Source organism: Azotobacter bryophylli, from assembly GCF_042643485.1.
Classification (GTDB): domain Bacteria; phylum Pseudomonadota; class Gammaproteobacteria; order Pseudomonadales; family Pseudomonadaceae; genus Azotobacter; species Azotobacter bryophylli.
In genome coordinates this window covers 82,928-98,480 of the sequence record NZ_JBHRSJ010000036.1, presented here as the reverse complement: position 1 = coordinate 98,480, position 15,553 = coordinate 82,928, and the positions used below count along the sequence as shown (strand labels likewise).

14 protein-coding genes and 1 pseudogene are annotated in these 15,553 nt (G+C 68.5%); 3 read left to right on the top strand and 12 right to left on the bottom strand.

From position 1 onward, the window contains the following. Window positions 1-61 precede the first annotated feature (61 nt). Window positions 62-1,960 carry a potassium transporter Kup gene (locus ACFOJE_RS21595; protein WP_377817084.1) on the top strand — a complete coding sequence of 633 codons (1,899 nt, stop codon included), beginning with the start codon at window positions 62-64 and terminating at the stop codon, window positions 1,958-1,960. Between the two features lie 23 nt (window positions 1,961-1,983). Here ACFOJE_RS21595 and ACFOJE_RS21590 read toward each other — a convergent pair whose 3' ends face one another. From ACFOJE_RS21590 to oscA, 6 genes are all read right to left on the bottom strand, one after another. Further along, a complete protein-coding gene (locus ACFOJE_RS21590) occupies window positions 1,984-2,781 on the bottom strand; it encodes an outer membrane protein OmpK (RefSeq protein ID WP_377817083.1) in 798 nt (265 codons plus the stop codon). A 420-nt stretch (window positions 2,782-3,201) separates the two neighbouring features. Further along, window positions 3,202-4,170 carry a sulfate/molybdate ABC transporter ATP-binding protein gene (locus ACFOJE_RS21585; RefSeq protein WP_377817082.1) on the bottom strand — a complete coding sequence of 323 codons (969 nt, stop codon included), beginning with the start codon at window positions 4,168-4,170 and terminating at the stop codon, window positions 3,202-3,204. 3 nt (window positions 4,171-4,173) lie between these two features. Continuing rightward, a complete protein-coding gene (gene cysW, locus ACFOJE_RS21580) occupies window positions 4,174-5,046 on the bottom strand; it encodes a sulfate ABC transporter permease subunit CysW (protein ID WP_377817081.1) in 873 nt (290 codons plus the stop codon). A 9-nt stretch (window positions 5,047-5,055) separates the two neighbouring features. Beyond that, the gene (cysT, locus tag ACFOJE_RS21575) at window positions 5,056-5,874 is read right to left on the bottom strand and encodes a sulfate ABC transporter permease subunit CysT (RefSeq protein ID WP_377817080.1); all 819 of its coding nucleotides are present in this window, start codon (window positions 5,872-5,874) and stop codon (window positions 5,056-5,058) included. Between the two features lie 85 nt (window positions 5,875-5,959). Next, window positions 5,960-6,958, bottom strand: a complete 999-nt coding sequence (locus ACFOJE_RS21570) for a sulfate ABC transporter substrate-binding protein (protein ID WP_377817079.1) — start codon at window positions 6,956-6,958, stop codon at window positions 5,960-5,962. A gap of 186 nt (window positions 6,959-7,144) precedes the next feature. Continuing rightward, entirely contained in the window at window positions 7,145-7,327 is a 183-nt protein-coding gene (gene oscA / locus ACFOJE_RS21565) for a sulfur starvation response protein OscA (protein WP_377817078.1), read from the bottom strand. 244 nt (window positions 7,328-7,571) lie between these two features. Between oscA and ACFOJE_RS21560 the strand changes: the two genes are divergently transcribed. Further along, entirely contained in the window at window positions 7,572-8,150 is a 579-nt protein-coding gene (locus tag ACFOJE_RS21560; RefSeq protein ID WP_377817077.1) for an RBBP9/YdeN family alpha/beta hydrolase, read from the top strand. A 103-nt stretch (window positions 8,151-8,253) separates the two neighbouring features. Beyond that, window positions 8,254-9,075: pseudogene (locus ACFOJE_RS21555) on the top strand (sigma 54-interacting transcriptional regulator); the annotation flags it as partial. Window positions 9,076-9,133: 58 nt separating this feature from the next. Here ACFOJE_RS21555 and ACFOJE_RS21550 read toward each other — a convergent pair. The 6 genes from ACFOJE_RS21550 to ACFOJE_RS21525 all read right to left on the bottom strand — a co-directional run bounded on the left by ACFOJE_RS21550 (window position 9,134) and on the right by ACFOJE_RS21525 (window position 15,509). After that, complete coding sequence (locus tag ACFOJE_RS21550; RefSeq protein ID WP_377817075.1) at window positions 9,134-10,120, bottom strand: aliphatic sulfonate ABC transporter substrate-binding protein; 987 nt, start codon at window positions 10,118-10,120, stop codon at window positions 9,134-9,136. Window positions 10,121-10,224: 104 nt separating this feature from the next. Beyond that, window positions 10,225-11,250, bottom strand: coding sequence for an ABC transporter substrate-binding protein (locus ACFOJE_RS21545; protein ID WP_377817074.1), 1,026 nt, complete (start codon window positions 11,248-11,250; stop codon window positions 10,225-10,227). A 16-nt stretch (window positions 11,251-11,266) separates the two neighbouring features. Beyond that, entirely contained in the window at window positions 11,267-12,040 is a 774-nt protein-coding gene (locus ACFOJE_RS21540; protein ID WP_377817072.1) for a class II aldolase/adducin family protein, read from the bottom strand. Window positions 12,041-12,057: 17 nt separating this feature from the next. Beyond that, a complete protein-coding gene (locus ACFOJE_RS21535) occupies window positions 12,058-13,236 on the bottom strand; it encodes an acyl-CoA dehydrogenase family protein (RefSeq protein WP_377817070.1) in 1,179 nt (392 codons plus the stop codon). Beyond that, window positions 13,237-14,562, bottom strand: coding sequence for an LLM class flavin-dependent oxidoreductase (locus ACFOJE_RS21530; RefSeq protein ID WP_377817069.1), 1,326 nt, complete (start codon window positions 14,560-14,562; stop codon window positions 13,237-13,239). Then, window positions 14,559-15,509 carry an ABC transporter substrate-binding protein gene (locus ACFOJE_RS21525; protein WP_377817067.1) on the bottom strand — a complete coding sequence of 317 codons (951 nt, stop codon included), beginning with the start codon at window positions 15,507-15,509 and terminating at the stop codon, window positions 14,559-14,561. Before ACFOJE_RS21525 ends, ACFOJE_RS21530 begins: the two co-directional genes overlap by 4 nt. Window positions 15,510-15,553 lie beyond the last annotated feature (44 nt).

Here is a 15,553-nt window from a genome sequence, read left to right as displayed (position 1 = left end):
TAATGACGGAGAAGGCTCCTATCCGAGCGTCACCCTGATCCCCTCCGCCAGGAGCTCTCGAATGAGTGAATCCACAGCGTCATCGGCAGCCGGGCACAAGGCGCCCTCCGCGCTCGGGCTGCTGGTCGCGGCCGCCGGCGTGGTCTATGGAGACATCGGCACCAGCCCGCTGTACACCCTGAAGGAGGTCTTCGCCGGCCACTACGGGGTGCAGGTCAATCACGATGGGGTGCTCGGCATCCTCTCGCTGATCTTCTGGTCGCTGATCTGGGTGGTGTCGATCAAGTACGTGCTGTTCATCCTGCGCGCCGACAACGAGGGGGAGGGCGGCGTCATGGCCCTGACCGCCCTGGCCCGCCGCGCCACCGCGGCCTATCCGCGCCTGAGTGGCCTGCTGATGCTGCTCGGTCTGTTCGGCACCGCGCTGTTCTACGGCGACAGCATGATCACCCCGGCGATTTCCGTGCTGTCCGCCGTCGAGGGCCTGGAGGTGGCGCTGCCGGCCGTCAGCCACTGGGTGCTACCGGTCACGGTGATACTGCTGATCGGTCTGTTCCTGATCCAGAAGCACGGTACCGCACGCATCGGCATTCTCTTCGGTCCGGTGATGGTGGTCTGGTTCCTGGTGCTCGGCGTGTTGGGCATCCGCGGCATCCTCCAGCAGCCCGAGGTGCTGCATGCCCTCAAACCCTGGTGGGCGATGAATTTCTTCGTCAGCCACCCAGGGCTCGGTGTGGCCATTCTCGGAGCGGTGGTCCTGGCTCTGACCGGGGCCGAGGCGCTCTACGCCGACATGGGCCATTTCGGCCGCCGGCCGATCACCCGGGCCTGGTTCCTGCTGGTACTGCCGGGGCTGGTGCTCAACTACTTCGGCCAAGGCGCGTTGCTGCTGAGCGACCCCAGCACGGCGCGCAATCCCTTCTACCTGCTGGCGCCGGACTGGGCGCTGATGCCGATGATCGTGCTGGCCACCCTGGCGACCATCATCGCTTCCCAGGCGGTGATTTCCGGCGCCTTCTCCCTCAGCCATCAGGCGATCCAGCTCGGCTACGTGCCGCGCATGCTGGTCCAGTACACCTCCAGCGCCGAGCAGGGGCAGATCTACATCAGCGTGGTGAACTGGATGCTGATGGTCGGTGTGGTCCTGCTGGTCCTCGGCTTCGGCTCCTCGGGGGCCTTGGCGGCGGCCTACGGCGTGGCGGTGACCACCACCATGCTGATCGACACCCTGCTGGTGGCCTCCGTGGTGCTGCTGCTCTGGCGCTTCCCGCGCTGGCTGGCGATCCCCGTGCTGCTTTGCTTCCTGTTCGTCGACAGCCTGTTCTTCACCGCCAACGTGCCCAAGGTCGTCCAGGGCGGCGCCTTTCCGGTGATCGCCGGCATCGCCCTGTTCACCCTGATGACCACCTGGCGACGCGGCAAGCAGTCGCTGATCGAGCGCCTGGACGAGAGCGCGTTGCCGCTGCCGACCTTCATCGACAGCGTGCGGCTGCAGCCGCCGCACCGCGTCCACGGCACCGCGGTGTTCCTCGCCGCGCGGCCGAATGCGGTGCCGCACGCCCTGCTGCACAACCTGTTGCACAACCAGGTGCTCCACGAGCGGGTGGTGCTGCTCACGGTGCTGACCGAGGACAGCCCGCGAGTCCCGGCGGAGCGCCGCTTCCAGGTGGATTACTACGGCGAGGGCTTCTACCGGGTGATCCTGCACTTCGGTTTCATGGATGAGCCGAACGTGCCCAACGCCCTGCGCCTGAGCCATCTGGAAGACCTGGACTTCAGCCCGATGCGCACCACCTACTTCCTCAGCCGGGAAACCGTGATCCCCTCCCGGGGCATCGGCATGGCCTACTGGCGCGAGGCTCTGTTCGCCTTCCTGCTGAAGAACGCCAACAGCAGCATGGCCTACTTCCAGTTGCCGGCGAACCGGGTGATCGAGCTGGGGACGCAGATCGAGATCTAGCCGAAGCGTGCCGGCGCGCGCCATCAGAAATGCATCTTGAGCAGCAGGCTGGTGCTGCTCTCGTCGGTATCGAACGCCTTGCTGCTCTTGATGCCGTACTTGTTCGCCCAGTAGCTGTACTCGATCCCCACGTAGAGTCGCTTCGGCTGGTAGCTCAGCGCCTTGCCCAGGTCGTACTTGATCTGCGGGTTGATGTGCAGGTTATGGTGCATGTAGTTGCCCGGTACGCTCCTGTGCCCGGCATCGTTCATGCCCCAGTCGATGTAGCCGTCTATCAGGATGTCGGAGCCGCCCACGGGAAGGGTCACCGACGACACGTGGGTCAGCTGCCACTGGCCGGAGGGCTTGTTGCCGTAGCTGCCGTCTGGTTTGCGGTAATAGAAGTTCAGCTGGAAGTAGTCGAAGCCGGGGACCTTGAAGTCGAATCCCGGGCCGAACAGGTAGCTCTTGTTGCCGTGTTCGCCGCGCTCGAAGGTGGTGGCGAGCAGCACGTCCTTGACCGGGCCGAAGGAGAAGTCGGTGCGGAAGATCTTGCCCAGCGAGAAGCGCGGGGTGATCTCGCCGTAATAGGTGTGGCCGCCGTCGCTCGCCTGGCCGTTGAACCACTTGTTGTCCCAGAAGATGAAGAGGTCGCCCCAGGTCCAGCTGCTGGCATGCTCGAAGGTGAGGGTCTGCTGGATGTCCCCGGCATCCACCTTGAAATGCTCGCCCCACAGGTAGGTCAGGCTGTTGGTTTGCCAGATCAGGGGGCTTCCTGCCAGGGATTCCCCGCTGGCGAACAGGCCGGCTGCCAGAGCGGTACTGCGTAGAACGGCTTTCATTATTGGGCTAGCTCCTATTGCACGCGGACGGATGTTGTCCAAGTTGTCAGGTTTCCGCGTGAGCAATAGTTGCGCCAAGAGGCTGCGCCGAGCCGCTCGTTTCGTATAACTACTTGATTATCAATCGGATGGTCGGTTGGCTTGCGCAGGTGCCTGGCGCCATCCGGACGAACGCACGCATCGGGACAATCTGATCGGATGGTCAATTATGGTGTGCGTCGGAGGTTTGCTGCCTCTTTCTGTTCCAGCGGGAATCCAGGGGCGCGTAAAGCGGGGAGGGGACTCCCGGTCGAGCTGGGCAGAGGCTAAGGGGCAGGCGGCCGGCAGCCAGACGGCCGTGGGGGAACGGGAGAGGGCGATGCAGGGACAGGAAGCGGGAGAGGCAGACGCCGGGCGGGTCTGCCTTCCGTTCCCGGTGGGTTACACGGCGGGCTTGAAGTACAGGGTCTCGCCGCGGGCCAGGGCGACCAGGCCGGGATGCTGCTTGCTCACCTCGGCCTCGATCAGCTCGTCCTGGCCCTGCACCTGCAGGGTCACCCGGGTGATGGCGCCGAGCGGGCGGATGTCGCGCACCTGGGCCGGGCGGTGATCGGCCGCGGCCTGGCGCGACAGGGAAACCTCGTGCGGGCGGAACAGGATGTGCCGGTCCCCGCCCAGCTCCAGCCGGTTGGAATCGCCGAGGAAGTGGTAGACGAAATCGCTGGCCGGATGCTCGTAGACCTCGCCCGGCGCGCCAATCTGCTCGACCACGCCCTTATTCATCACCACGATGCGGTCGGCGACCTCCATGGCTTCTTCCTGGTCGTGGGTGACGAACACGCTGGTCAGGTTGATCTCCTCGTGCAGGCGCGCCAGCCAGCGGCGCAGCTCCTTGCGCACCTTGGCGTCGAGGGCGCCGAACGGCTCGTCCAGCAGCAGGATCTTCGGCTCCACCGCCAGGGCGCGAGCCAGGGCGATGCGCTGGCGCTGGCCGCCGGAGAGCTGGTCCGGGTAGCGGTCGGCGAGCCAGTCGAGCTGCACCAGGTTCAGCAGCTCGTGCACCTTCTCGGCGATCTTGGCCTCGCCCGGCCGTTCGCGCTTGGGCTTCATGCGCAGGCCGAAGGCGACGTTGTCGAACACCGTCATGTGGCGGAACAGGGCGTAGTGCTGGAACACGAAGCCGACGTTGCGCTCGCGCACGTCGCGACCGGACACGTCCTCGCCGTGGAAGGCGATGTTGCCGCGGTCCGGCGTCTCCAGGCCGGCGATGATCCGCAGCAGGGTGGTCTTGCCGCAGCCCGAGGGGCCGAGCAGGGCGACCAGCTCTCCGCTGTGGATGTCCAGGTTGATGTCGTCGAGAGCCTTGAAGGCGCCGAACTGCTTACTGACGTGACGGACTTCGATGGACATGGCTTATTCCTCGACGGGCTTGGACTTGAGACGGGACAGGCGGGACTCGCTCCACTGCTTGAGCAGCAGGATGGCCAGCGCCAGGAGCAGGAGCAGGCTGGCGACGCTGAAGGCGGCGACATGGTTGTACTCGTTGTAGAGGATCTCCACGTGCAGCGGCAGGGTGTTGGTCATCCCGCGGATATGCCCGGAGACCACCGATACCGCGCCGAACTCGCCCATCGCCCGGGCGGTGCAGAGCACCACGCCGTAGATCAGGCCCCATTTGATGTTCGGCAGGGTGACGTGCCAGAACATCTGCCAGCCGTTGGCGCCGAGCAGGCGCGCGGCTTCCTCTTCCTGGGTGCCCTGTTCCTGCATCAGCGGGATCAGCTCGCGGGCGACGAAGGGCACGGTGACGAACAGGGTGGCCAGCACGATGCCGGGCACGGCGAAGACGATCTGGATGTCGTGGTCCTGCAGCCAGGGACCGAAGTAGCCCTGGGCGCCGAACAGCAGCACGTAGATCAGGCCGGCGATCACCGGCGAGACCGAGAACGGCAGGTCGATCAGCGTCACCAGCAGGCTTTTGCCGGGGAACTCGTACTTGCTCACGCACCAGGCGGCGGCGACGCCGAACACCAGGTTCAGCGGCACCGAGACGCCAACCGCGAGCAGGGTCAGCTTCAGCGCGGAGAGGGCGTCAGGCTCGAGGATGGCCGAGAGGAAGGTGCCGAAGCCCTGCTTCAGCGCTTCGCTGAGCACGACCACGAGCGGCAGCAGCAGGAACAGGACGAACGCCAGCCAGGCGCCGGCGATCAGCAGCCAGCGTCCCGGGTGGCGCTCGCGACGGGCGGCCGTGGCCGGAGCGGCGGCGGTCAGGGTGGTGGACGACATGGGGCCTCCTCAGGCGCGCGCGAGGCGCCGTTGCAGCAGATTGATCGCCAGCAGCAGGACGAACGAGACCACCAGCATCAGCACGCCGATGGCGGTAGCGCCGGTGTAGTCGTACTGGTCCAGCTTGACCATGATCAGCAGCGGCAGGATTTCGGTCTTCATCGGCATGTTGCCGGCGATGAAAATCACCGAGCCGTACTCGCCGACGCCGCGGGCGAAGGCCAGGGCGAAACCGGTCAGCCAGGCCGGCAGCAGCGCCGGCAGCAGCACGTGGCGGAACACCTGCCAGGGCTTGGCGCCGAGGCAGGCGGCGGCTTCCTCCACCTCGCGGGGGAAGTCGGCGAGCACCGGCTGCAGGGTGCGCACGACGAAGGGCAGGGTGACGAAGGTCAGCGCCAGGGTGATGCCGAGCGGGGTATAGGCGATCTTCAGGCCCAGCTCGCCGGCGAAGCGTCCGACCAGACCGGTCGGCGCATAGAGGGCGGTGAGCGCGATGCCGGCCACCGCCGTCGGCAGGGCGAAGGGCAGGTCGATCATCGCCTCGATCAGCTTGCGTCCGGGGAAGCGGTAGCGCACCAGCACCCAGGCCAGCAGGGTGCCGATCATCCCGTTGAGCAGCGCGCTGGCGAAGGCGGTGGAAAAGCTCAGCTTGAGCGCGGCGAGCACCCGCGGCGCTGTGATGATGGCGAGGAACTCGCTCCAGCCGAGCTGGGTGGTCTTGAGAAACAGCGCACCCAGGGGAATCAGCACCAACAGGCTGAGATACACCAGGGTGTAGCCCAGCGTCAGCCCGAAGCCGGGTATGACGGGGGAGGTACGTCGCGACATTGTGTGTCCTTCTCTGCGTTGAAACGCTCAAGCCAGAACGGTGCGCCAAGCGCACCGTTCCGCGGCCCGAAGCCGGTTGCGGCTGTCACTGGGCCTTGTAGATCTGGTCGAAGATCCCGCCATCGCTGAAGAACTTGGGCTGGGCGCTCTTCCAGCCGCCGAACTCCCGGTCGACGGTCACCAGTTCGAGCGTCGGGAACTGTTTGGCGAACTCGGCCGCGACCTTCGGGTCGCGCGGGCGGTAGAAGTTCTTCGCCGCGATGCGCTGGCCTTCGTCGCTGTACAGGTACTTCAGGTAGGCCTCCGCGACCTCGCGGGTGCCTTTCTTGTCGACGTTCTTGTCCACCACCGCCACCGGCGGCTCGGCCAGGATCGACAGGGACGGCACGACGATCTCGAGATCCTCCCCGCCCTGTTCCTTGAGGGCGAGGAAGGCCTCGTTCTCCCAGGCCAGCAGCACGTCGCCGATCTTGTTGTTGACGAAGGTGATGGTCGAGCCGCGGGCGCCGGTATCCAGCACCGGAACCTGTTTGTAGAGCTTTTCGACGTACGCCTGGGCCTGGTCGTCACTTCCGAATTGATGCTTGGCCCAGGCCCAGGCGGCGAGGAAGTTCCAGCGCGCGCCCCCGGAGGTCTTCGGGTTCGGCGTGATCACTTCCACGCCCGGCTTGACCAGGTCGCCCCAGTCCTTGATGCCCTTCGGGTTGCCCTTGCGCACCAGGAACACGATGGTCGAGGTGTACGGCGTGCTGGCCTGCGGCAGGCGGCTCTGCCAGTCCTCCGGGAGCAGCTTGCCGAGCCGGTACAGCTCGTCGATGTCGCCGGCCAGGGCCAGGGTCACCACGTCGGCGCGCAGACCGTCGATCACCGCCCGGGCCTGCTTGCCCGAGCCGCCGTGGGACTGCTGGATCTGCACCGGGTCGTGGCCCTCGGCCTGCCAGTGCTGGCTGAAGGCCTTGTTGTACTCGACGTACAGCTCCCGGGTCGGATCGTAGGAGACGTTGAGCAACTGGGTCTGCGCCTGGACTGCACCGCTCAGGGTGAGGCTGGCCAGGGCTGCCAGGGCGAATCGACGGATGGACATGGGGTACTGCTCCTGAATGCTGAATAGGGGGTATGGCAGGGGCTTTCTGGTTATCGGGCTTCGCCGCGCATTCGCCCGCGGTGGCCGCAGGGGCGCTGCCGCGGCTGGGGCGAAGGCCTGTTCGTGTCGGTGCCCATGAGGCATACCCTCCGGTGGTCCAGTCGGGTCGTCGGCTCTTGAGATGGGTCAGGAGGCTTTCTGGCTCTGGGCCTGGAGGCGGAACTTCTCCTTGCGCTCGATCTGCACGACCTGGCCGTTGTGCACGGTGATCTCCACCGACCCGAAGCGCAGACCATGCAGGGCGGCCCGGATTTCGCGCAGGATGGTGGCTTCGTCGTGACCTTCTAGGCTTCTGATGGGGGCGCTCATTCTCGTTCTCTCCTTGATGAAAGATCGTCGCCCAGGAAGCGGGCCAACGTGTTGGGCGGATACTAGGATGTTCGGTAATATTCTTAAAAATATTGTTTAGAAATTTTTATATTATTTCTGGTAATAAGGCGGAGCGACTGAGTAATTTGGCTATTTCGAATAAATAAATAATTTTTAATTCTTTTTAGTTCTTACTGGGCTGCCCTAGACTGGCCGGCGTTCATTTAGGAAGGAGGCCCTATCCATGCGCCGAAGCCTGAGTTACCTGATTCTGCCGGGCTGGCGAGGTTCGCCGGAGGAGCACTGGCAAAGCCACTGGCAGCGCTGCCTGCCGAACGCCGCTCGGGTCGAGCAGGAGGACTGGGAGCGTCCCGAGCCCTCCAACTGGATCGCCGCGCTGGACAAGGCGGTCGGCGCGCTGCAGACGCCGGCGATCCTGGTCGCCCACAGCCTGGGCTGCATCACCGTGGCGCGCTGGGCCGCCCAGGCGACGCGACCGCTCCTCGAGCGGGTGCGCGGCGCGCTGCTGGTGGCCCCGGCCGACGTGGAGCGGCCGACCTGCCACGAGCTGCTGCGCGGCTTCGCCCCCATCGTCCGCGAGCCGCTGCCTTTCCCCAGCCTGGTGGTCGCCTCCGACAACGATCCGGCCGCCAGCGCCCCGCGCGCCCTGCAGCTGGCGCAGGACTGGGGAGCCCACGCGACCCTGCTGAGCGGCGTCGGCCACATCAACGTGGACTCCGGCCATCACCAGTGGGAGCAGGGCTTCGCCCACCTCTACCGCCTGCAGCGGCAGATCGAGCGGCTCGAGAGGCGCTGTCTGTGAACCTGTGCGGTTGCCGCTGGCACCCGATGCGGAGGCCCCACGCCGCCGTCCCCAGCCATTAGTACCGAGCCTGCCCTGGCGGCGGCTCGGGCAGGAGAACACCATGAACCGCCGTCCTTCCGACCAGCCCCTGTTGACCTTCCCACCTGCCGACAGCAGCCCGCTGAGCATCCGCGCCCGGGCGCTGGTGTTCGTCGATCCGCGCACCCGCCGGCTGCGCAAGGTGGTCGAGGGGTTGGCGCCGACCAGCCTGCCGTTGCTGATCCGCGGCGAGACCGGTACCGGCAAGGAGCTGCTGGCGCGGCACATCCACCGCGAGAGCCAGCGCAACGGCCTGTTCGTCTCGGTCAACTGCGGCGCGCTCAGCCCGACCTGGGCCGAGGCCGAACTGTTCGGCCATGCCCCCGGCGCCTATCCGGGCACGGCCTCCAGCAGCCGGGCCGGCTGGTTCGGTTCGGCCAACGGCGGCACCCTCTACCTGGACGAGATCGGCGACCTGCCGCGGTCGCTGCAGGACAAGCTGCTCGCCGCCCTGGAGAACCGCGAGGTGCTGCGCGTCGGCGCGGCCCAGCCGAGCCCGGTGGACGTGCGCCTGGTGGCGGCCACTAGCATCGACCTGGCGCGCGTGGTGGCGGCGGGCAAGTTCAGCGAGCGGCTCTACCGCTACCTGGACGAGGGCCGCCTGGAGCTGCCGCCGCTGCGCGAGCGGACCGGCGACATCCTGCCGCTGGCCGAGTACTTTCTGGGTATCCACGCCGAGCGCCTGAGGCTGCCGCTGCCGACCATCAGCCCGGACGCCCAGGAATTGCTGGAGCACCACTTCTGGCCGGGCAATATCCGCGAGCTGGAGAACGTCATCCACTTCGCGCTGCTCAGCAGCGTCGCGGAAATCCGCCCCGAGCACCTCGGCCTGCCCGAGTACGGCCTGGCGTGAACTCCCGGTCGCCGGCGGCGCTACCAGCGGCCGGCGCTGCCCGCCGGCCTCAGCGGCCGGCGTTTTTCTGCGGTTTCCAGATCTCCACGTCGCGGGCATCGATCTTCTCCGGCAGCAGGCCTTCGGCCTGGAAGGCGTCGGCGATCTTCTGCTGCTCGGCGAGACTTTCCGGCGTCACCGCATGAACCTCGTAGCTGCGCTTGCCGTTGGCCTGGGTCACGGTGGCGCTGTCCATGTTGCCCCAGAGCGGACCGAGCACCGTCGCCGCCTCCTGCGGATGGCTCTTCAGCCAGGAGCCGCTCTCGCGCAGGGCGTCGAACACCGTGGCGAGGATCTGCGGATGGGCCTTGGCGTAGGGCGTCGAGGCCAGATAGTAGCGGCGGTAGCTGGCCAGGCCGCGGCCGTCGGCGAGGGTGCGGGTCTTCAGCTGACGCTGCACGCCGCTGAGGAAGGGCTCCCAGGTCACCCAGGCGTCGACCTTGCCGTTCTCGAAGGCGGCGCGGCCGTCGGCCGGGGTCAGATAGGCCGGCTGGATGTCGGCGAAGCTCAGGCCGGCCTTGGCCAGCGCGGCGATCAGCAGATAGTGGCTGCCGGCGGCCTTGGTCACCGCGACCTTCTTGCCCTTGAGATCGGCCAGGCCGTGCAGCGGCGAGTCGGCGGCGACCACGATGGCCTGGGCAGCGGGCGAGGGCGTCTCCTGGGCGAAGTAGGTCAGGCGGGCGCCGGCGGCCTGGGCGAACACCGGCACGGTGTCGGCGACGTCGGCGGAGAGGTCGACGTTGCCGACGTTGAGCGCCTCCAGCAGCGGCAGCCCGCTGGCGAACTCGTGCCAGCTGATCTTCACGTCCTGCCCGGCCAGCCGCCGCTCCAGGGTGCCCTGGCTCTTGAGCAGGGTGATCAGGGTGGAGGATTTCTGGTAGCCGATGCGCAACTGGGTCTCGGCCTGGGCCAGGCCAGCCGAGCTCACGGCCAGAGCCAGGGCGACGCCTGCCAGCAGACGGCGGCGCAGGGAATGGAACGGTTTCGGGTACTTCATGGATCTCATCGGGGTTTCTCTCTTGCGTCGAAGGCCCGGCGGACGCCCCGGCTTGCCGGGGGCCTCCATCCGGGCCCGCTGTTGCCCGTCGGGCGGGGAAGGAACTAGAACTCGGCTCGGCCGCTCGCCCGCGGGGGATTCCCCGGCTCGCCGGCATTCTGCGAAACGCTCGCCGCGCCGGCCGGCGCGGCCCCGTCCAGGGCGAAGCCGCGGTCGAAGGTGGCGCGGACCTCCAGGCGCTGCGGTATCAGGCCGTGGGCGTGGTAGAAGTCGGCGGTCGCCTGCTGCTGGGCGATGGTCTCCTCGTCGAGGGATTGCCAGCGCGACTGGCGGCGCTCGAAGGACAGGCGCGCGGCGTCCTCGGGAAAGCCGATGATCTCGGCCAGGCGCCTGGCATAGTCGTCGAGGTGGTCGTAGGCCCAGCGCTGGGCGCCGTCCAGGCGGTGCAGGTAGTCCTGCAGGGCCTCGCGCCTGGCCGGATCGGCCAGCGTCCGTTCGGTGGCCGCTAGATAGGTGTTGCCGGCCCAGAGGCCGCGGCCGTTGACCACCACCCTGGCCCGGTCGACGGTTTCCGCCTGCGCGGTGTAGGGCTCCCAGGTCGACCAGGCGTCCACCGAGCCGTTGGCCAGGGCCATTTTGGCGTCCACCGGGCCGAGGAAGCGGAACTCCACGTCCTGCTCGTCGAGCCCTGCCGTGGCCAGCGCCTTGAGGGCGACGAAGTGGCCGATGGAGCCGCGTCCGGTGGCGATGCGCTTGCCCTTCAGGTCGGCGGCGCCGCGCAGCGGCGAGTCGGCCCGGGCGATGACGGCGGTGCCGTAGGGATCGGACTTGTTCACCGCGATGGCCTTGACCCGAGCGCCGGCGGCCAGGGCGAACAGCAGCGGTGCGTCGCCGATGATCCCGGCGTCCACCGCGCCGGCGTTGAGGGCCTCGGCCAGCGGCGCGGCGGCGGGGAACTCCGACCACTGGATGGCGTAGGGCAGGTCGCGGAGCGCATCGGCCGCCTCCAGCTGGGCGCGCATGCTGCCCTTCTGGTCGGCGATGCGCAGGGTCACCGGCTCGGCGGCCGACGCCAGAGAGGCGTGCAGGACGAGCGCGGTCAGGAGGGCGAATGGGGCGCTGAATCTCATCGAGGGCTCCTCGGGGTCAAAGGACGAAGGACGGATCGTCGCGCTCGAGCTGGCGCAGGTAGGCGTCCCAGTGGGATTTCTGCCGGCCGTCGGCGATGGCCTGGTCGAAGCCCCGCGCGGCCTTTTCCGCCACCGCCTCGGGCGGCACGTGCAGCGCCGCGCCGCCGGACTGGGCGGCCAGCTGCGCCACGCAGGCGCGCTCCAGGTAGTAGAGGTTGTAGAAGGCCTCCTCGATGTCCCGGCCGCAGGCGAGCAGACCGTGGTTGCGCAGGATCAGCGCGTCGTGCTCGCCGAGGTCGGCGACCAGGCGCTGCTGCTCGTCCAGGTCGAGGGCGATGCCCTCGTAGTCGTGGTAGCCCAGGCGCCGGTAGAAGCGCATGGCGTGCTGGGAAATCATCAGCAGGCCGCCTTGCTGCGCCGAGACGCCGATGCCGGCCGCGGTATGGGTGTGCAGCACCGCATGGGTGTGTTCGCGGGCGCGGTGGATGGCGCTGTGGATGACGTAGCCGGCGCGGTTGTAGCCGAGCCCGGTGGGGTCGTCGAGGATGTTGCCGTCGAGATCCAGCTTGATCAGGCTGGAGGCGGTGATCTCGTCGAAGGTCAGGCCGTAGGGGTTGATCAGGAAATGCCGGTCCGGCCCCGGCACGCGCAGGGAGAAGTGGGTGTAGATGTGGTCGGTCCAGCGCAGCCGGGCGGCCAGCCGATAGCTGGCGGCCAGCTTGACGCGGGCCTCCCATTCCGCGGCGCTGACGCGGGGCTTGACGGAGGCGATGCGGGTGATGGCGTTCACGGAGTCTCTCCTTGTCCTCAGGTGTAGGCCCGTACCGGCGGGTACTGGCCGTTCAGGGCGTATTCGCCGACCTCCAGCACCTTGTGCGCCAGCGGGTCGTGCAGGCTGTGGGTGCGCGCGTCGCGCCAGAAGCGGTCGAAGGCGTAGCGGTTGTGGGTGGCGCGGGCGCCCATCACCTCGAACACCCGGCTGGTGACGTCGAGCGCGGTGCGGGCGGCCAGCACCTTGGCGCTGGCCACGGCGACGGCCGCCTCGCCGCGCAGCTCCGCGGTGAAGGCCTCGTCGGCGGCGAGCAGCTCGTCGACCTTGAGCGCGGCGCGGTCGGCGAGGGCGATGGCGCCCTGCAAAGCGATCCACAGCTCGCCGAACTGGCTGACCAGCAGCGGGTCCTGGTGGGCCTCGGCGACCCCAGCGTGCAGCCAGGCGCGGCCTTCGCGGTGGACGTAGGCACGCGCCGCGCGCAGGGCGCCGAGGGCGTTGCCGAGGTAGAACTGGGTGAAGGCGGACTGGTTGACCGGCGTGCGGATGGCGGCGGAGAAGTCGCCGCCGTCCTCCAGGTCGTTGACCAGCACCTCCTCGGCCTCGGCGCGCACCGCGTCGAGCACGAAGCTGCCGCTGTCGCTGCGCTCCAGGCCGAAGTGGTCCCAGTCGTCGGCGTACTTGAGGCCGGGGCGGTCGCCGGGAAGCAGGACCATCAGCCGCTCGCCGCTCAGCGCATGGCGGGCGCTGACGCTGAGCAGGTCGGCGAAGGCCGCGCCGCTGCAGAAGCCCTTGCGCCCGTCGAGGCGGAAGCCGGTGCCGTCCGGCGTGGCGAGGATGTCGTCGTCGCGCGGGTTGACCACCCCGGCCAGCCACAGCCGGCCCTCGGCGATGGCCTGCAGCAGCCGGTCGCGGCGCGGCTGCGGCTCGCGGCGCAGGTTGATGACGTTGAGCTGGTGGTAGCCGTAGAGCATGCCCACCGAGCCGTCGCCGGCGGCCAGCTCGCGGATGGTGCGCACGATCAGCGACCAGGGCTGGCCGGCGCCGCCCAGGGCGCGGGGAATCGCCAGGTTGGTCAGGCCGCTGTCCTTCAGGCGCCGGAGCTGGGCGTCGGGGCGGGTGCGCGCGCGGCTGCGCTCGGCGACGTCGCGTTCGAATTCCGCGCCGATCGTGCGCGCCAGTAGCAGCCAGTCGGTGCGGGGTTCGGGGGTGTCCATTCAGTCCTCCAGCGGGCCGAGGCCCAGGTGTTCGCGCAGCGTCGCGCCCTCGTAGGCGCGTCGGAACAGGCCGCGGCGCTGCAGGTGCGGCACCACGCTTTCGGCGAATTCGGCGAAGGAACCCGGCAGGTAGCCGGGCGAGACGATGAAGCCGTCGCAGCCGCCGCCCTCGAAGATCTCCTCCAGCTGCTCGGCGATCTGCGCGCCGGTGCCGACCAGCTGCGGCACCCGCACGCTGCCGGCGTACAGCCGGCCGAGTTCGTCGAGGGTCAGCGCCGGCCCCAGGGAGCGCAGCTTCTCGGCCACCGCGGGCGGGGTGTCGGAGCGTTTGGCGATGGCCTCCAGGCGCGTGCCCAGGGCGAAGCCGGAGAGGTCGAAGTTGAGTTGCGCGGCGAGCGTCACCAGGCCGATCTGCGGGCGCGCCAGGGCGTTGTGGCGGTCTCGCCGGGCGCGGGCCTCGGCTTCGCTGCCGCCGACGAAGGGCATGACCGCGGTGAGAACCTTGCACTGGTCGGCCTCGCGGCCCTGGGCGACCACCTGCCGGCGCACCGCCTCGCGGAAGGCGCGCATGGCGGGCAGGTCGGCCTGGATGGTGAAGATGGCCTCCGCCCAGCGCGCGCCGAAGCGCTGGCCGCGCCCGCTGGAGCCGGCCTGGATCAGCACCGGGCGGCCCTGCGGGCTGCGCGGGATGTTCAGCGGCCCCTCGACCTTGAACCACTGGCCCTGGTGGGCGACGTCGCGCACCCCGGCTGGATCGGCCAGGATGCCCCGTTCGCGGTCCAGCTTGAGCGCGTCCGGCGCCCAGCTGCGCCAGAGCTTGAGGGTCACCTCGACGAACTCGTCGGCGCGGTCGTAGCGCAGGTCGTGCTCCAGGTGGCGGTCCTTGCCGAACAGGCGGCCCTCGCTGTCGTTCATCGAGGTGACGATGTTCCAGGCCGCCCGCCCGGCGGAGAGGTGGTCGAGGGTGGCCAGCGCCCGGGCGACGTGGGCGGGTTCGTAGTAGGTGGTGGAGCGGGTCGCGCCGAGGCCGAGCCTACGCGTCTGCCCGGCCAGGTAGGCGAGGATCGGCAGCGGGTCGAGGCGGGTGGCGTCCTGGGCACCGTAGCGCAGGGCCTGCTCGCGGGAGCCGCCCATCTGGTCGCCGACGGCCAGGCGGTCGGCGAAAAACAGGAAGTCGAACAGCCCGTCCTCCAGCACCCGGGTGCTGCGCGCGTAGTACTGCGGATCGAGGTAGTCGCCGACGGTCTCGGGATGGCGCCAGAGCGCATGACTGTGGACGACCGGGCCGGCGAGCAGGAAGCCGGCCAGGTGCAGCTGTCGGCTCATCGGGAGGCCTCGCTCGGGTGGGGTTGCAGGTAGCGATTGAAGCTCTGGTCGTAGAGTGGCGTGACCTCGTAGGGCGTGCTCAGTACCCCGGCACGGACCAGGAAGTCGGCGGTCTGCTGGCCATCCTTCAGGGTCTGCGGGCTGATCGGCTCGACCCAGGTGGCGTCGCGGCGGAACCAGCTTTCGGCGATGGCCGGGTCCGAGTTGTTCTTCTTCGCCCAGGCCTGTGCATACACCTCGATATGCTGGCGTGACCAGTCGCGGGCGCGTTGCAGGCGGGCGATGAAGTCGCCGATGGCCGCGCGGTTCTCCTCCAGATGCGTGGTGTTGGCGACCACATAGATCGGCGCCGGCATCAGATCCTTGGCGTTGCGCAAGATCCGCCCGCCTTGGCGCTCGACCATGCTGACGTAGGGTTCCCAGGTGGCGGTGGCGTCGAGCTTGCCTTCCGACAGCGCGGCGATGGCCTCCGTCGGCATCAGGTAGCTGTAGCGAGGGGCGTTGCTGGGCAGACCGGCCTGCTCCAGCGCCGAATAGGTCAGCTGCTGGCTCCAGGAGCCTTTCCAGATGGCCATGCGCTTGCCGGCCAGGTCGGCTACCGTGCGGATGTCCGAATCCTTGCCGACCACGATGGCAATGCCGTCCGGCCGGCTGCGGGTCACCGCCACCACCTTGATCGGCCCGCCGCGAGCGGCCAGGGCGATCACCGGCGTGTCGCCGACGATGCCGACGTCGATGGAGCCGACGTTGAGGGCCTCGACCACCGGGCCGCCGGCGTTGAAGCGTTTCCAGTGGATCTCGTAGGGCAGGTCCTTCAGTTCGCCGGCCAGCTCGAGCAGGGTGCTGCTGTAGTAGAACTGGTCACCGATGGTGAGGGTCACGGCCTGGGCGCTGCTGGACAGGAACAGGCTGAGGAGGCTCATCAGGGCGAGCGTGGGCTTGATCATGAAGCGGTCTCCACCAGGGGCTGTGGAGCGCTCCGCTGGTGCGG